This is a genomic window from Bosea sp. BIWAKO-01 (genome assembly GCF_001748145.1).
Lineage (GTDB): Bacteria > Pseudomonadota > Alphaproteobacteria > Rhizobiales > Beijerinckiaceae > Allobosea.
Map to the genome: position 1 here is coordinate 1,663,273 of NZ_BCQA01000001.1, position 15,519 is coordinate 1,678,791.

Here is a 15,519-nt window from a genome sequence, read left to right on the forward strand (position 1 = left end):
CGGGCGGACACGGGGGTGTAGATTGTTCGGGTCTTGTCTTCGGCAGTGCCTGATCCCCATCTCCAAGTGATCGCCGCTTCAAATTCCGGCATCGGTTTGGCGCTGCATCGCAAGCAGTCGTGAGGACGTAACACTGAAAACTCTGGTCCGGTTCGCCGGATTTGCCGAGATCAATAGGAGGAGGCCAGAATGACTCGCGCCTTCGTCAAGGAAGCCGAGGAAAGAGGGACCCTGGACGAGCTGCCGGACCGGCCGGTCTCGCCGCACCCAAACCTCGTGACGCCTGAGGGGCTCGCACAGATCGAGGCCCAGCTGGCGCGCTGGCATGACGAACACGCGGCGGCGCTGGCCGGAGGCGACCGCTCCGAGATCGCTCAGACGCGACGCGAGTTCCGCTACTGGACGGCGCGACGCGCCAGCGCCAAGCTGGCCCCTGCGCAGGAAAGGCACGACATCGTCCGCTTCGGCTCGACAGTGACGATCCGCCGGGCTGACGGGCGCACGCAGAACTGGCGGCTGGTCGGCGAGGACGAGGCCGATCCGGCACACGGAACGCTGCCCTATGTCGCGCCGTTGGCGAGTGCGCTGATGGGCAAGGGCATTGGCGAGAGCGTCAGCATCGGCACAGAGGCGGTCGAGATCATCACGATCGCCTGAGGCGATCGTTCAGCTTCGGGCGAGCCAGGCCTGAATCCCTGCTGCAGCTGCGACTCCGGTCGCGAAACAGGCTTGCAGCAGATAGCCGCCGGTCGGCGCCTCCCAATCCAGCATCTCGCCTGCGGCAAAGGTACCGGGCAAGCGATTCAGCATGAAGCCTTCCTCGATCTCGGCGGGGGCGACGCCACCGGCGGTGGAGATCGCCCGCTCGATCGGCCTGAGACCGGTCAGTACCAGAGGCGCGGCCTTGATGAGTGCGGCCAGCCTCTCCGCGTCTTCGGGGAGGGGCCCCTTCGCCGCTTCGCGCAGCAGCGCAATCGCGGATGGAGCAAGGCCTGCAGCCTTGCGCAGATGATTGCTCAGCGTCACGCCTTTGCGACGATGCGCGAGGCGCTGGACCAGCAGCGCTGCCTCGTGATCGGGCCGCAGATCGATGGTGATGACCGCCCTGCCCTCGCGCAGGATCGTCTCGCGGATCGGGGCAGAAAGTGCATAGACCGCGCCGCCTTCCAGACCCGACGCATCGATCATCGCCTCGCCGGGCACGGATTGGCCGCCGAAGCTCAGGACGATGCGCTTCAACGGTACTCCAGCAAAACGCTCTCGCATGGTCTGGGACCAATCGACCGTGAAGCCGCCATTGGCCGGGCGCAGCGGCGCAATCGCAACCCCGCGCGCCGCCAGCAAGGGTGCCCAGCCACCATCCGAACCCAGCCGTGGCCAGCTCGCGCCGCCGAGCGCGAGCAGCGTCGCGTCCGGCTGCGCCTCGACATCGGCACCATCGCGGCTCCGGAACGTCAGAGCACCCGCCTCGCTCCAGCCGGTCCAGCGATGACCAGGCGCGAAGCTGACACCGAGTCCTTCGAGCCGGCGCAGCCATGCCCGCAGCAAGGGCGAGGCCTTCATGGCGCGCGGGAAGACGCGCCCGCTGCTGCCGACAAACGTATCCTGCCCGAGCGCATCGGCCCAGTCGCGCAGGGCTCGTGGCGGGAAGGCGCGAATGGCTGGCTCCAGCCAGGCTTGCGCATCGCGATAGCGGGGCAGGAAGCGGTCGAGCGGCTCGGAATGGGTAAGGTTCAATCCGCCGCGCCCGGCCAGCAGGAATTTGCGGGCCGGCGAGGGCATGCGATCGTAGATCGTGACGGTGTCCCCGGCTGCCGCGAGGCGCTCTGCCGCGATCAGCCCGGAGGGTCCTGCTCCGATGATGGCAATGTGGTGTGCTGGCATCGGTCTGGCTTGCCGTCAGCGCGCCCTGCGGTCAAGGGTGATCCGCCCTCAAGGGCGACCGACAGGGACGAACCATGCCGACCATCGCCGCCTATCTCGGCGCAGCCATTCTCGAAATCGCCGGCTGTTTCGCGTTCTGGGGCTGGCTCCGGCTCGGCAAGCCGGTCTGGTGGCTCGTGCCCGGACTGGTGTCGCTCGCCCTGTTCGCCTGGTTATTGACCCTGGCGGAGAGCGAAGCCGCCGGACGGGCCTATGCCGCCTATGGCGGCGTTTACATCGTCAGTTCGCTCGTCTGGCTCTGGGCCGTGGAAGGCTTTCGCCCCGACCGCTGGGACATTGCCGGCGGGCTGATCTGCCTCGCCGGCGCCGCGATCATCATCGCAGGGCCGCGCTAGGGCATCGGCCCGAAAAGTGGATTGCGGTTTTCTGGAAAGCCTATGCAGCCATAGAAAATCAGATCATCGGACCGGATTCGATATCCGACCCGATGATCCAAGTCTCAGCTCCGCGCAAAGGTCTCGTCGAAGGCGTAGCCGGCACCGCGAACGGTCCGCAGCGGATCCTTGGCGTTGTCAGGGGTGATCGCCTTGCGCAGCCGGCCAACATGGACGTCGACGGTGCGTTCGTCGATATAGACGTCGCGGCCCCAGACCGCGTCGAGCAGCTGGGCCCGGGAATAGACCCGCCCCGGCGCCTGCATCAGGAACTCGAGCAGGCGGAACTCGGTCGGGCCGAGATGCAGCTCGCTCCCTGAGCGGCGGACACGGCGGGTGGTGCGGTCGAGCTCGAGATCGCCGGCAGCCAGCAGGCCGGCGACATGACCCGGCTTGGCGCGGCGCAGCAGCGCCTGGATGCGAGCGATCAGCTCGGGCAGCGAGAACGGCTTGACGACATAGTCGTCGGCCCCGGTGGCGAGGCCGCGCACACGCTCGGTCTCCTCGCCGCGGGCGGTGAGCATGATGATCGGCACCCGCTCGGTATCGCGACGAGTCCGCAGCCGCCGGCAGAGCTCGATGCCGGAAAGACCCGGCAGCATCCAGTCGAGCAGCACGAGGTCCGGCGTATGATCGCGCAGATGCAGCTCGGCATCGTCGCCCCGCGCGACGCTATCGACCTCGAAGCCTTCGGCCTCGAGATTGTAGCGCAGCAGCAGGGTCAGCGGCTCTTCGTCCTCAACGATCAGGATGCGTGCAGGCATGTCTCACTCGGTCCCAAAGGTGTCGGGCGCCGGTCACTCACCGGTGGCGGCGTCCAGAAGGATATTGGTCGTGTCGAGCTTCGGACGGGCTGCGTCCAAGGCTTCGCCCGTAACGAGATAGTGGATCGTCTCGGCGATGTTGGTGGTGTGGTCGCCGATGCGCTCGACATTCTTGGCGCAGAACAGGAGATGCGTGCAGAAGGTGATGTTGCGCGGGTCTTCCATCATATAGGTAAGCAGCTCGCGGAAGAGCGAGGTATAGAGCGCGTCGATCTCGTCGTCGCGGCGCCAGACCTCCATGGCCTTCTGCTCGTTGCTGACGGCGTAAGCGTCGAGCACGTCCTTGAGCTGGGCCTGAACCAGGCGGCTCATATGCTCGAGGCCGACGACCGCGCGCGACGGCGGCTGGAACTGGCCGGAGATGGCGACTGCGCGCTTGGCGATGTTCTTGGCGAGATCGCCGACGCGCTCGATATCGGCGGCGATGCGGATGGCCGAGATCAGCTCGCGCAGATCGTTGGCGAGCGGCTGGCGCCGGGCGATGGTGAGCACCGCCTTCTCCTCGACCTCGCGCTGCAGATTGTCGAGGCGCTGGTCGGCGCTGATGACCTTCTGTGCCAGCCCGGTATCCCGGCGCACCAGGGCGACCGTCGAATCGCCGAGCATGCGCTCCGACATGCCCCCCATCTCGGCCAGGCTGCGGCGGATCCCCTCGAGATCGGCATCATAAGAGCGGACGATGTGATCAGTCATCGCGGCGTATCCTTTGTCGGCAAAGCAGTTGGAAGGCTGGGCGCCGGTTCAGCCGAAGCGGCCGGTGACGTAATCCTGCGTCTGCTTCTTGTGCGGGTTCATGAAGATGGTGTTGGTGGCGTCGAATTCGATCACCTCGCCGAGATACATGAAGGCGGTGTACTGCGAGATGCGCGCCGCCTGCTGCATGTTGTGGGTGACGATGACGATGGTGAAGTCGGTCTTGAGCTGCTCGAGCAGGTCCTCGATCTTGCCGGTCGAGATCGGATCGAGTGCCGAGGTCGGCTCATCGAACAGGATGACTTCCGGCTTCTGGGCAATGGTGCGCGCAATGCAGAGGCGCTGCTGCTGGCCGCCGGACAGGCCCATGCCGGAGGTCTTCAGCTTGTCCTTGACCTCGTCCCAGAGCGCGGAGCGGCGCAGAGCCCCTTCGACGCGATCATCGAGCTCGGATTTCGGCGGCTTCTCGTAGAGGCGGATGCCGAATGCGACATTGTCGTAGATCGACATCGGGAAGGGCGTTGGCTTCTGGAACACCATGCCGACGCGCGAGCGCAGCTCGTTCACATCGATATCGTTGCTGATGACGTTGCGGCCGTCGAGCAGGATCTCGCCGGTGGCGCGCTGCTCGGGATAAAGCGAGTAGATCCGGTTGAAGATGCGCAGCAGGGTCGACTTGCCGCAGCCCGACGGTCCGATCAGGGCCGTGACATGGCGGTCCCGGAAGTCGAGATTGATGTTCTTCAGCGCCTTGTGCTCACCGTAGTAGAAATCGAGGTTCTTGACCGCGATCCGGACGGGGGCCTCGGCATCAAGCGCTTGCGGGCTCAGTTCCAGCGTCGAAAGCATCGACTTGTTCCTTCAGATCGAACGCGACGAGGGTTTAAGGCCGTTCATTTGCCGCCCCGCACGATGCGGCGGGCGATAAGCGAGAGGCACAGGATCGAGACGGTGATGATCAGCGAACCGGCCCAGGCGAGCTGCTGCCAGTTCTCATAGGGGGCGGAGGCGAACTGGTAGATCGTCACCGGCAGGTTGGAGACGCCGCCGACGAGGCTGGGCGAGAACCAGAAATTGTTGTTCAGGGCGGTGAAGATCAGCGGCGCCGTCTCGCCGGCGATGCGCGCCAGGGCCAGCAGGATGCCGGTGACCATGCCGGATTTCGCCGCCCGCCAGGTCACGCTGGTGATGACGACCGAAGGCGGGGCGCCGAGCGCAGCACCGGCTTCGCGCAACGAGCTCGGCACGAGGCGCAGCATGTCCTCGGTGGTGCGCACGATCACCGGGATCGCGATGATGCCCAGCGCCACGCCGCCGGCCCAGCCGGAATAGCCGCGGAACGGCTCGACCAGGACGACGTAGACGAAGAGGCCGATCAGGATCGACGGTGCCGAGAGCAGGATGTCGTTGATGAAACGGATCAGGTCCGCGAGCTTCGAGCCCTTGCCATACTCGGCAAGATAGGTGCCGGCGAGCACGCCCACCGGGGTCGCCACGGCGATGCCGAGGAAGGTCAGCACGATCGAGCCGACAATGGCGTTGGCAAGGCCGCCCCCCTCGCTGCCGGGACCGGGCGTGACCTGGGTGAAGGTCGCGACGGAGAGCCCGCCGATTCCCTTCACGAGCAGCATGCCGAGAATCCAGAACAGCACGAAGATGGCGAGAAGAGTGAAGCTGGTGGCGATGATCTTCATCGCCCGGTCCGCGGTGCGGCGCGCAGGACGGACGCGGCCCCAGACCTGATGAGGCGTCGTTGCGGGCGGGGTGACGGCGCTGTTCATGGCCAGGCTCCGCTCAGAAGGACTTGACGCGCGCGACAAGGATGCGCGCGATCACGAGGACGACGAAGGTGACGAAGAAGAGGATGCAGCCGAGCGCGATCAGCGCGTTGAGCTGCAGGCCCATCGCCTCGTTGAATTCGTTGGCGATGCGCGAGGCAATGGTCGAGCCGGGATCCATGATCGAGGCGGAAAGCCGGTTGGCATTGCCGACAACGAAGGTCACCGCCATGGTCTCGCCAAGCGCGCGGCCAAGACCGAGCATGATGGCGCCGATGATCGAGACGCCGGCCTGCGGCACCAGCACATGGCGCACGACCTCCCAGGTCGTGGCGCCAATGCCATAGGCGCTCTCACGCAGCACGGACGGGATCTGCTCCAGCATGTCGCGGGTGATCGAAGCGATGAAGGGGATGATCATGAAGGCGAGGATGATGCCGGCCGTCAGGATGCCGAGACCCGAGGGCGAGCGCGAATATAGCACGGTGCCGACCAGCGGAATGCCTTCGACGATGTTCGAGACCGGGATCTGCACATAGGCCGCAAAGAGCGGCACGAAGACGAAGAGGCCCCACATGCCGTAAATGATCGAGGGCACGGCGGCGAGCAGCTCGATCGTCGTCGAGACCGGACGCTTGAACCAGGGCGGCGCGAGCTGGGTGAGGTAGACGGCAATGCCGAGCGAAAGCGGCACGCCCAGGACCAGCGCGATCAGCGCGGTCGACAAGGTGCCGACGATGGCGGGCCAGGCGCCGTACTGCTCGTTCTGGGTGTCCCAGACGCTGGACGTGATGAAACCGAGGCCGAATTCGCGGAAGGCGGGCCAGCCGCCGATGATCATCGAGGCGATGATGCCCGCAAGCAGCACCAGCACGAAGAGCGCGGCGGCCCGGCTGGCATTGCGGAAGACAATGTCGAAGGTGCCCTTTGGAGTGCGGCGAATGGCAGGCGCGCCGGGCGCGGCCATCTGGTCTGTCACGGCAGCCATCCGTGGTTACTCCGGTCGCATAAGAAGCACGAGGAAACGGGTCTCACAAAGTCGAACGCGAGGCGGGAACAACCCGCCTCGCGCCATAGAATGGATCAGAAGATCGGCTTGCCGGCCGGGTCGGTGACGCCCTTCCAGGTAGCCCGGACCTGATCCTTGACGTTGGCCGGGAGCGGCACGTAGTCGAGATCGAGCGCCAGCTTGTCGCCGTTCTTGTAGGCCCAGTCGACGAATTTCAGCGCGGACTGCACCTCTTCCGGCTTCTCCGGCTTGGCGTGCACGAGCAGGAACGTGGCGGAGGTGATCGGCCAGGCCTGAGCGCCCTTCTGATTGTTCAGCGAGATGCCGAAGCCCGGAGCCTCGTTCCAGTTCGCATTGGCGGCAGCGGCCTGGAAGGACTTGTCGTCCGGAGCCGGGAACTGGCCTTCGGCGTTCTCGACCAGAGCATGGGCCAGCTTGTTCTGCTTGGCATAGGCGTATTCGACATAACCGATCGAGTTTGCGACCTGCTTGACGGAAGCCGAGACGCCCTCATTGCCCTTGCCGCCGATGCCGACAGGCCACTGCACCGCCGTGTTGGTGCCGATCTTCGACTTCCAATCCGGCGAAACGCGCGAGAGATAATCGGTGAAGACGAACGTCGTGCCCGAGCCGTCCGAACGATAGACCGGGTTGATGTTGGCGTCAGGTAAGGTCAGGCCAGCATTGATGGCGACGATCTTGGGATCGTTCCACTTCTTGATGGTGCCCTGATAGATGTCGGCGATGATCGCGCCGGTGAGCTTCAGCTTGCCCGGCTCGACGCCGGCAATGTTGACGGCCGGAACGACGCCACCCATGACGGTCGGGAACTGGAGCAGGCCGTCCTTGGTCAGGTCCTCGCCCTTGAGCGGGGCATCGGTCGCGCCGAACGCAACCGTCTTGGCCTTGATCTGCCGGATACCGCCGCCTGAGCCGATCGACTGATAGTTGAGACCGATATTGGTCTCCTTCTTATAAGCTTCAGCCCATTTCGAGTAGATCGGGAAAGGGAAGGTCGCGCCCGCGCCGGTGATGTCGGCGGCCTGGGCAACGCCGGCCAGGCCGATCGTCGCAGCCGCGAGAATGAGAATTTTGCGCATTAGAGGAGTCCTCGTCTGGGTCGCAGTCTTTAGCAGCCCCGCTAGAACACCTTCCATATGACAGACAGATGACAGACCGTCACGTTCGCCGTCACATTGGTCAGGACGGGTTCCGCATCATCGCGCCGAGGCGCGGCAGGATCGCCTTGAAGAGGGCACCCTTGCCGTACTCGCTCTCGATGGTGAGACGGCCGCGATGGCGTAGCACGATGTGCTTGACGATGGCGAGGCCAAGGCCCGTGCCACCGGCCTCGCGGCTCGCCGCCGTGTCGACACGATAGAAGCGTTCGGTGAGGCGGGGCAGATGCTCGGGCGGGATGCCTGGCCCGTCGTCACGAACGCTGACGCTGGCTTCGCTCGCGCTCTCGACCACATTGATTGCAACGGCGCCGCCCTCGCGGCCATATTTGATGGCGTTCTCGACGAGATTCTCCATCAGCCGCAGCAACTCGTCGCGGTCCCCCGCGACCTGGACCGGCTGGGGTGGCGTCTCGAGCTTCAACGCCACCTTGCGCTCGCGTGCCATCAAGGTGAGCGAGTCGACGATCTCCCGCGAAATCGCGGAGAGATCGACGGGGGTGTCCGGCGCGAGATGGGCGCGCAACTCGATGCGCGAGAGCGAAAGCAGATCGTCGACCAACCGCGCCATGCGCAGACCCTGCTCGCGCATGATGGCGAGAAAGCGGTCGCGCGCGCCGGTATCGTTGCGCGCCGGTCCCTGCAGCGTCTCGACGAAGCCGAGAAGCGAGGCGAGCGGCGTGCGCAGTTCGTGGCTGGCATTCGCCACGAAATCGACGCGCATGCGTTCCGTGACGCGCAGCTCACTCAGATCCTCGAAGGTCAGCGCCACGGGATTACGCCAGACGCCCCCGGTCAAAGCTGCGATGTGGATGCGGAAGGTGCGCTCGACCGGCACGCGCTCAACCAGCTCGATGACCCGGCGCCCCCCACGGCGCGAAACCTGCTCGATCGCGTCGATCAGGTCGGGGTCGCGCAGGACGAGCGTGAGCGACTGGCCGCGTTCGAGCGCTGGAATGAGCGCGCGCATCGCCGGGCTCAGCGCCTGCGCCACCCCTTGCGCATCGAGCAGCACCACGGCGGCGCCCAGCGCCTCGATCAGCGCTGCAGTAGCCGGCGCGTGAGGATCGACGACATCGACCATGTGAACATGCCTATCAGGAGGAAGCTGGCGCCCTCATAGGGGGTGGCACGCTCTCTGCCAATCGCCCCGGGCGAGATGCCCCGCACTTGCGAGGCCCCCACAGCATGCGGCGACAGTGTCCGCGAAATCCGCGCCATCGAGGATCTCAGCAGGAGTGAAGGCACGCGCAGGTGGTCACTTCGCGACGCGCTGGGCGCCGCGGAGGCAGAGGCTGTTTCGACCGTGATCCGGGATTGTGACCGACCGCTCTCGCTCAGATAAAGAATGTATCTTCAGCCAATTATGGCCTCTTGATTGGGGCACAATCGGCCTTGGAAAGGCTACAGATAATGATGCTCAGCTGACGGGATGATGACCATCGATCAAGCCAGCCATCTTTTGGCCTTCTACAGACATTATTCGGACATGGAACTGCTCATCCAGACCAAGAATCTGGTGGCTTGAGCCTTCCATTTCCCCCTAGTCTTGTTGAGTATTTATGCGTCATTTTATCTTGGCTGCATGCGTTGCAGTATGCCTTCCTGCGACCGCCCAAGCCAATGTCCCCACCGGCAAGGTTTCCTTCCAACCGCAAGTGAAGGGGTTGGGCTGCCTCAAACCGGAAACCCTGGCGATGATCAGCGAGTTGGTCGCCAAGATCGGCCCGATCAAGATCACTTCGACCTGCGGCGGTCGCCATGCCCGGAACTCGCAGCACTATAGCGGACGGGCGATCGATTTCAGGCCCGTGGCTGCTTCGACGCGGAGCGCGGTAGCGGCTGCCAAGGCCCTCGCGAGCACCGGCGGCGTCGGCTCCTACCCGAACGGTCTCGTCCATGTCGATGTCGGAGCGCGTGAGGCCTCCTGGTATGGGCACAAGCGGAGCCGCCGTCAGGTCGCCTACGTAGCCCGCAACAGCCGCTAAACCATCGCTCTGGAAAGTGGATTGCGGCTTTCCGGAAAGCCGATGCAATCACAGGAGGTCAGATCATCGAACCGGATACGAGAACCGGTCCGATGATCTGAAGGCGCCCGGCCAAGGGACCGCGCCCTAGATGTCGTGGCGCTTGATGCGGCGGATCATTTCGTGCAGCGCCAGCATCACCAGCGCCAGGATGAAGGGCAGCAGGTAGTAGATGATGCGGAAGAGCAGCAAGGCTCCAAGCACATGGCCATAGGGCAGCCGGTTGAGCGCGACGAGCATCGTCGCCTCAAAGACTCCCAGCCCGCCGGGCGTATGGGCAGCGATGCCGATCAGGCAGGCGAAGACATAGGCCGCCAGGAAGGCCGGATATTCCAGCCCATAGCCGCCGGGCAGAAGCACGAAGAGCACGGCGGCGGCGGCGCAGACCTCGCAGGCGCCAAGCGTCATCTGGCCTAGCGTGATGCCGAGCCCCGGCAGCGGCAGGTTCCAGCCGCGGACCCGGAAAGTGCGTTCGTCGGTCGCGACCCAGACGAGATAGCCGAGGATGGCGAGCCCCGTGGCGCCGCCGACGACCAGCACGACCCAGGGCGAGGTGCGCGCGAGCATCGCGACAGAATCGGTGGCATAGAACAGGCAGGCGCTGAGGATCGCGCCGAGGCCGAGCCAGAAGGTCAGGCCGGCGATAATCGTCAGTCGAGCGACCTCGGAGGCGCGCACCCCCTTGGCCGAGTAGATCCAGTAACGAACGGTGCCGCCCGTCACGATCGGGAATCCGAGCGTGAAGGACACGGAATAGCTGGTGAAGGAGGCGAGTGCGGTCGTTCGGTAGGGGATCGACATCCCCAGCCTTCTCAGCGCCAGCGCATCATAGCCGGTCAGCAGCAGATAGCTCAGCGCGGTGAAGCCGAGCGCCAGCCCGATCTGGCGGCGGCTGGCATCGGCGAAGGCACCGACTACCTGGCCCGGCTCCATCTCGCGGATGATCAGCCAGAGGACGGCCAGCGAAGCGACGAAGATGACCGTGCTGGCAAGTGGGCCGAGCCAGCGCCAGCGACTGCGTTTGCGCAGCGGCATTCCGGGCTCGTGCGGGCCGTACGACATGCTCTCTCATGGTCAATTGCGCGAGGTGGGAATGTGCTCGCGTCGATTGCGGACGGGAGGGCACCGCAGCGCCCTGGCCCCGACAGATAGCGCCTCGGCCGCGATCCACAAGACGCGACGACGCGGCGAATGCGCACCATGAGGCTGATGCAGGTCGCGTCGGGCCGGCATTGCGACGGCCCGACGACATCTGTCCGCCTCAGCGCAAGCTCTTGGCCAATTTCAGGTTTCTCCGGCTTGAGCCGCAGCGAAAAATGCCTCCGGCCCCTCGATCTCGACCAATTTGCGATTCTCGATCAGCCAGAAGCGATTGCCGACCGCCCTGACGAAGCTGCGGTCATGCGAAACCAGCAGGCAGCTCGCCTCATGGGCCATGAGTTCGGCTTCCAGCGCCTCCTGCCCTTCGATATCGAGATGGTTCGTCGGTTCGTCGAGCAGGTAGAAATTCGGATTGGCCAGGCGCAGGACCAACATGGCGAGCCGCGACTTCTGCCCGCCCGAGAGCGCGCCGATCCGGCTGCTCTGCATGTCGATCGACACTCCCGCACCCGCCAGCAGGCTGCGCGCCGGCTGGTCGCCGACATCGAAGCGCCGGGTGATCACGCCATGCGGCGTATCGCTATCGGCGAGTTCGGAGAGACTCTGACTGCTATAACCAAGGGCAAGCGACGGCGTGACCTTGATGCGCGCAGCGTCGGTTTCCGCGATCGCGTCCCTGATCAGGCCAATCAGTCGCGACTTGCCGGTCCCGTTGCGGCCAAGCAGCACGATCCGGTCACCCTGGGCGATCGAGCGCTTGCCGGTCCTGAACAGCAGCGTGCCGTCCGGTGTCTCGACGGAAAGATCGTCGAGGGTCACCAGGACCTTGGCATGCGTGCCACGATTGGCCAGCCTGATCGCGCCCGATGAGCGCTCCTGGTAGCCAGGCCTCGCCGCCTCTTCCAGGCGCTCGGCCCTTTGCCTGAGCTGCTTGGTCTTGACCACGAGCAGGTCGCTGCCGGAGTTGATCCCGATATTGTTCAGCTTCGCCGCCTGCCGACGCAACTGCTGCGCTGCCTTCATCTCGCGCTGGTAGCGACGCTCCTCCGAGGCATCGACCTCATCCAGCGCGGCGCGCGCCCGCGTATAGGGCAGCGCGAAGACCGGTGAGCTCTCCAGCCTGAGGAACAGCGTGCGATTGGTCACCGCGTCGAGGAAGGCGCGATCATGACTGGAGATCACGACGGGCACGTCGCGCGGCAGGCCGTTCAGCCATTCCTCGAGTTGGTTGATCCGGGCGAGGTCGAGATGGTTGGTCGGCTCGTCGAGCAGCAGCATGTCGGGATCGGTCACCCAGACGCTGGCCAGCATGGCGAAGCGCTGCCAGCCACCGCTCAGCTGCGACAGGGGGCGCCGGCGAAGCGCCTCGGGAATTTCGAGCGCTTCCAGCGCGACGTCGACGCGCCAGGATTCCGTCTCAGCCTGCTCTGGCGGCAGGGCGCGAAGCACGAGGTCATAGAAGGGCAATGCCAGCAGTTCGGCCGGAATCTCCTGCTCGACATGACCGACGCGAAGTCCGCGCGAACGCGTGATCTCGCCTGTCGCGGGCTCATGGGAACCAGCAAGGCAGCGCAGCAGGGTGGATTTACCGCGACCATTGGCTGCGACGAGGCCGAGGCGATCGCCCGGCCCGATCGCAAGATTGAGATTGGAAAAGAGCGGCGCACCAAGCGTGACGCCGAGTTTGCGAGCGTTGATCAAGGCCATAATCGTTCTCTGGACTGCCCGAGCCGTTGTCCGGCATCCAGGAAAGGCGCGTTCCACGGCCTTGAGGATGCGGATGCCAGATGCCTGTGCGGCGTCAGCTCGTTGGATTGGGAGAGGCGCAGATCACCTGAGCATAAGGCTCGATGCTGCGCCGCCACGAAGGGCAGACCGGGAAGAGAACCGTTGAGCGATCGTCTTTGGGTCAGCCCTGCAAGACTGCTTGCAGGGCCTGAACGGGGCCACGCTGACGATGGTGACGAAAGAACGTAATCACGCAGCCCCCTTTCTCGAATGGCGATGGAAACTGCCCTAGCGCCGTTCCCGATCATTGGCAACCGCAGCTGGCCTCAGGCTGTCTTGCGAAACACGCGCAGGGTCTTGAACAGGCCGACCTCCTCGACCGGGCGCGACTTCACCCAGTCCGCAATGATCGGCTCGGCCGAGGCATAGGCGAAGGAGCCGGTATAGAACAGGATATGGCCGCCAGTGTCGGTCTGGTCGGTGAAGAGCTGCATCACCTCGAGATCGGTGAGCGCGCCATAGGCATCGTTCTTCTCGCTGCGGAATTCGCAGGAATGGAACAGGGTGACGATGTCGAAGCGCGGCAGCAGCTTTGCGTTGCTGGTATAGATGTCGCCGAAATAGGCAGAATAGGTCTTGGTGATCGAGGGGTTCTCGGTCGCCAGCTTGACGAAAGCATCATTTTCCTTGGGCGAGGCGGTGATACCCAGCACCGTGCAGTCGAGTTCCGGCTCGGCGCAGCGGATGCCGATATAGTGGTGGCCGCCGGTCCCGAAATGATAGATGCGCTTGCCGGTGAGGTTCTCCTCCTCGAGCCATTCGACGAAATGCACGTCGCAAGGGCACTGCTCGACCCGCAGGCCCCAATAGACGTCCCAGATATTCAGCATGCGATCAGCTCCGTAACAGGCAGGTCGGCAGACCTGCGGCATGAGGCAAGGAGGGCCTGGTCGGGCCCGAGACACAGGATTTCGCGGCAAGGCCGAACGAAGGGGTCGTCATGTCAGGCCCCGCTCGACCGCACCGGCCCGCAGGGCGGACGTGCCATCCGGATTGGCCATTCGCGTCACGCCGCCGGCCCGCTTCATCACGAGATGGTGGCTGGCGGCCTCGGCAAAGCCAGGGCTCTGCCCCATCAGCAGGACGATGGCGCCGGGCCGAGCGGCGCGCAGCTCGGCGATGAGTTCGAGCGCAGTGTCGATTTCCAGCGCGCTGGTGGATTCGTCGAGCAGGAGCACATCGGGCGCTTCGAGTTCGGCGCGGGCGAGCGCCAGGCGCTGCCTGTCGCCCGTCGCCAGAAGCTTGTCCCAGTCGCGATGCTCGTCGAGGCTCGCGGCGAGCGGAGAGAGCCCGTAACGGCGCAAGGCATCGGCAAGCGCATCGCCCGGACGGGTCAGCGCGGTATCGAGAATCGTGCGCAGGCTGCCTTCGCTCAGGTGCAGGCTGTGCGGCACGACGGTCACCCGTGCTCCCTCCGGCAGGGAAATCTCGCCTCTGCCCCAGGGCCAGAGACCGGCGAGCGCCTGGATCAGCGCCGATTTGCCGAGCCCGAGTTCGCCCGAGAGATGCAAGGTCGCGCCGGCTGGCAGGGAGAAGCTGAGATCGGCGGCCAGGTTGCGGCCATCGCGATCGGTCAAGGTGACATCTGCAAGACAGAGCTGAGCGTCAGGGCTTTGCTTCACGCTCAGATGGTCATCCGGCGGGCTCAACTCGACACGGTCGAGCGCGTCGGCAAGTTCGTTGACGCGCCGCGCAGCGGCCAGCCATTCCGCGATGCGCATGAAATTGTCGAGCACCCAGTTGAAGGCGTTCTGCACGGCCACAAAGGCGGCGGCGACTTGAACGACCCCGCCGAGCGACATCTCGCCGGAGAGATATTTCGGCGCGGCCAGCAGCAGCGGAACGACCGGAACGAGCGCACCGCTGCCATTGGTGATCCAGGTCAGCCGGCCGCGCTGGCGGATCATGGCGAGCCAGCGCTGCGCCAGGCTGTCATAGGTGCGTGCGACGGCGCGACGCTCGCCCGCCTCGGCGCGGGCGAGCGCGATCGGCTCGCCATGATCGCGAATGCGCATCAGGGCGAAGCGCAACTTGGCCTCGCCCTCGTTTCGCGCGGCAACGAGGCGCGGCAGCCTGCGGCCGACCACGGTGATCAGCAGCGAGACCAGCACGGCATAGAGAATCGCCGCCAATACCAGATAAGCCGGGATGGTGATCGCCCGCGAGCCCACCGGGATCGTCAGGGCGCCTCCGATTTCCCAGAGGATCTCGATGAACATCACGATGGTGATGAAGGCCGAGAGCAGGCCAATGGCGAAATCGACGAGCGGCTCGGTTGCCCAGCGCACATCGTCGGCGATGCGGTATTCGGGATTGGCCGGCTCATCATTCGACAGGCCCAGACGGAAAAAGCGCCGCTCCCCGATCCAGCCGTCCGCGAGTTTCGCGGTCACCCATTGCCGCCAGTGCACCTGGAGTGTCTCGCGCGTGACCAGGATGACGACGCCTATGCCGGCGACGATGACAGCGAGCACCGGAAAGACCGCCATCGCGGTCAGCGCGCTTTCCGTATCCTTCTTCTCCAGCGCATCGAAGAACCAGCCGTTCCAGCGATTGACGGTGACATTGACGAAGACGCTGAAGATGATGGAGGCCGCCAGCGACAGCGTCCAGAACCAGGCCTTGCCGCTGGTCGCCCCGCGCCAGAAGCCGCCGGTCAAACCGGCAAAGCGCCAGGCGACCTGCCGGTCAGAGGGCAGGCTGTCAGCAACACCAGGCGCTTCGACAGATCTCAGCAAGAACAATGATCCCCCCGGATCGGAACAGCACGCGTACACCCCCGGGTTTTCCCGGTTGATGCGCA

Annotated in this window: 15 protein-coding genes; 3 read left to right on the forward strand and 12 right to left on the reverse strand. The window is 65.0% G+C overall.

Features of this window, described 5'->3' with window-relative positions:
• Positions 1–189 precede the first annotated feature (189 nt).
• Positions 190–657: a transcription elongation factor GreA gene (greA, locus tag BIWAKO_RS07660; protein ID WP_069878055.1), complete on the forward strand. Its 468-nt coding sequence runs from the start codon at positions 190–192 to the stop codon at positions 655–657.
• Positions 658–666: 9 nt separating this feature from the next.
• On the opposite strand, the gene BIWAKO_RS07665 is transcribed toward greA, so the two are convergent.
• Positions 667–1,884 (reverse strand): TIGR03862 family flavoprotein, encoded by a 1,218-nt coding sequence (locus BIWAKO_RS07665; protein ID WP_069878058.1) that lies wholly within the window; start codon positions 1,882–1,884, stop codon positions 667–669.
• Positions 1,885–1,958: 74 nt separating this feature from the next.
• On the opposite strand from BIWAKO_RS07665, the gene BIWAKO_RS07670 reads away from it, so the two are divergent.
• On the forward strand, positions 1,959–2,279 hold the full coding sequence (locus tag BIWAKO_RS07670) for a YnfA family protein (protein ID WP_069878060.1): 321 nt from the start codon (positions 1,959–1,961) through the stop codon (positions 2,277–2,279).
• A gap of 104 nt (positions 2,280–2,383) precedes the next feature.
• On the opposite strand, the gene phoB is transcribed toward BIWAKO_RS07670, so the two are convergent.
• From phoB to BIWAKO_RS07705, 7 genes are all read right to left on the reverse strand, one after another.
• The gene (gene phoB / locus BIWAKO_RS07675) at positions 2,384–3,082 is read right to left on the reverse strand and encodes a phosphate regulon transcriptional regulator PhoB (RefSeq protein WP_043235687.1); all 699 of its coding nucleotides are present in this window, start codon (positions 3,080–3,082) and stop codon (positions 2,384–2,386) included.
• Positions 3,083–3,115: 33 nt separating this feature from the next.
• The gene (phoU, locus tag BIWAKO_RS07680) at positions 3,116–3,835 is read right to left on the reverse strand and encodes a phosphate signaling complex protein PhoU (protein WP_069878062.1); all 720 of its coding nucleotides are present in this window, start codon (positions 3,833–3,835) and stop codon (positions 3,116–3,118) included.
• 48 nt (positions 3,836–3,883) lie between these two features.
• Positions 3,884–4,684 (reverse strand): phosphate ABC transporter ATP-binding protein PstB, encoded by an 801-nt coding sequence (pstB, locus tag BIWAKO_RS07685; RefSeq protein WP_069878064.1) that lies wholly within the window; start codon positions 4,682–4,684, stop codon positions 3,884–3,886.
• Between the two features lie 44 nt (positions 4,685–4,728).
• Positions 4,729–5,616, reverse strand: coding sequence for a phosphate ABC transporter permease PstA (gene pstA, locus BIWAKO_RS07690; protein ID WP_069878066.1), 888 nt, complete (start codon positions 5,614–5,616; stop codon positions 4,729–4,731).
• A gap of 13 nt (positions 5,617–5,629) precedes the next feature.
• Positions 5,630–6,601 (reverse strand): phosphate ABC transporter permease subunit PstC, encoded by a 972-nt coding sequence (pstC, locus tag BIWAKO_RS07695; protein WP_069878068.1) that lies wholly within the window; start codon positions 6,599–6,601, stop codon positions 5,630–5,632.
• A gap of 95 nt (positions 6,602–6,696) precedes the next feature.
• Positions 6,697–7,722 carry a phosphate ABC transporter substrate-binding protein PstS gene (pstS, locus tag BIWAKO_RS07700; RefSeq protein WP_069878069.1) on the reverse strand — a complete coding sequence of 342 codons (1,026 nt, stop codon included), beginning with the start codon at positions 7,720–7,722 and terminating at the stop codon, positions 6,697–6,699.
• A gap of 100 nt (positions 7,723–7,822) precedes the next feature.
• Positions 7,823–8,884 carry an ATP-binding protein gene (locus tag BIWAKO_RS07705; protein ID WP_069878071.1) on the reverse strand — a complete coding sequence of 354 codons (1,062 nt, stop codon included), beginning with the start codon at positions 8,882–8,884 and terminating at the stop codon, positions 7,823–7,825.
• A 613-nt stretch (positions 8,885–9,497) separates the two neighbouring features.
• On the opposite strand from BIWAKO_RS07705, the gene BIWAKO_RS07710 reads away from it, so the two are divergent.
• Positions 9,498–9,788: a peptidoglycan L,D-endopeptidase MepK gene (locus tag BIWAKO_RS07710; RefSeq protein WP_176733279.1), complete on the forward strand. Its 291-nt coding sequence runs from the start codon at positions 9,498–9,500 to the stop codon at positions 9,786–9,788.
• 126 nt (positions 9,789–9,914) lie between these two features.
• Here the strand turns inward: BIWAKO_RS07710 and BIWAKO_RS07715 are convergent, their stop codons facing one another.
• From BIWAKO_RS07715 to BIWAKO_RS07730, 4 genes are all read right to left on the reverse strand, one after another.
• A complete protein-coding gene (locus BIWAKO_RS07715) occupies positions 9,915–10,862 on the reverse strand; it encodes a lysylphosphatidylglycerol synthase domain-containing protein (protein WP_176733280.1) in 948 nt (315 codons plus the stop codon).
• Between the two features lie 249 nt (positions 10,863–11,111).
• Positions 11,112–12,635 (reverse strand): ABC-F family ATP-binding cassette domain-containing protein, encoded by a 1,524-nt coding sequence (locus tag BIWAKO_RS07720; RefSeq protein WP_069878077.1) that lies wholly within the window; start codon positions 12,633–12,635, stop codon positions 11,112–11,114.
• Positions 12,636–12,982: 347 nt separating this feature from the next.
• Positions 12,983–13,546, reverse strand: coding sequence for a hypothetical protein (locus BIWAKO_RS07725; RefSeq protein WP_201788612.1), 564 nt, complete (start codon positions 13,544–13,546; stop codon positions 12,983–12,985).
• A 108-nt stretch (positions 13,547–13,654) separates the two neighbouring features.
• Positions 13,655–15,454 (reverse strand): ABC transporter ATP-binding protein/permease, encoded by a 1,800-nt coding sequence (locus BIWAKO_RS07730; protein ID WP_141740016.1) that lies wholly within the window; start codon positions 15,452–15,454, stop codon positions 13,655–13,657.
• Positions 15,455–15,519 lie beyond the last annotated feature (65 nt).

Coding starts and splice junctions, on each gene's coding strand:
- BIWAKO_RS07720 (WP_069878077.1), bottom strand. CDS start 12,635: ATGGCCTTGATCAACGCTCGCAAACTCGGCGTCACGCTTGGTGCGCCG.
- BIWAKO_RS07710 (WP_176733279.1), top strand. CDS start 9,498: ATGATCAGCGAGTTGGTCGCCAAGATCGGCCCGATCAAGATCACTTCG.
- BIWAKO_RS07665 (WP_069878058.1), bottom strand. CDS start 1,884: ATGCCAGCACACCACATTGCCATCATCGGAGCAGGACCCTCCGGGCTG.
- phoB (WP_043235687.1), bottom strand. CDS start 3,082: ATGCCTGCACGCATCCTGATCGTTGAGGACGAAGAGCCGCTGACCCTG.
- pstA (WP_069878066.1), bottom strand. CDS start 5,616: ATGAACAGCGCCGTCACCCCGCCCGCAACGACGCCTCATCAGGTCTGG.
- BIWAKO_RS07725 (WP_201788612.1), bottom strand. CDS start 13,546: ATGCTGAATATCTGGGACGTCTATTGGGGCCTGCGGGTCGAGCAGTGC.
- BIWAKO_RS07670 (WP_069878060.1), top strand. CDS start 1,959: ATGCCGACCATCGCCGCCTATCTCGGCGCAGCCATTCTCGAAATCGCC.
- pstB (WP_069878064.1), bottom strand. CDS start 4,684: ATGCTTTCGACGCTGGAACTGAGCCCGCAAGCGCTTGATGCCGAGGCC.
- pstC (WP_069878068.1), bottom strand. CDS start 6,601: ATGGCTGCCGTGACAGACCAGATGGCCGCGCCCGGCGCGCCTGCCATT.
- greA (WP_069878055.1), top strand. CDS start 190: ATGACTCGCGCCTTCGTCAAGGAAGCCGAGGAAAGAGGGACCCTGGAC.
- phoU (WP_069878062.1), bottom strand. CDS start 3,835: ATGACTGATCACATCGTCCGCTCTTATGATGCCGATCTCGAGGGGATC.
- BIWAKO_RS07715 (WP_176733280.1), bottom strand. CDS start 10,862: ATGCCGCTGCGCAAACGCAGTCGCTGGCGCTGGCTCGGCCCACTTGCC.
- BIWAKO_RS07705 (WP_069878071.1), bottom strand. CDS start 8,884: ATGGTCGATGTCGTCGATCCTCACGCGCCGGCTACTGCAGCGCTGATC.
- pstS (WP_069878069.1), bottom strand. CDS start 7,722: ATGCGCAAAATTCTCATTCTCGCGGCTGCGACGATCGGCCTGGCCGGC.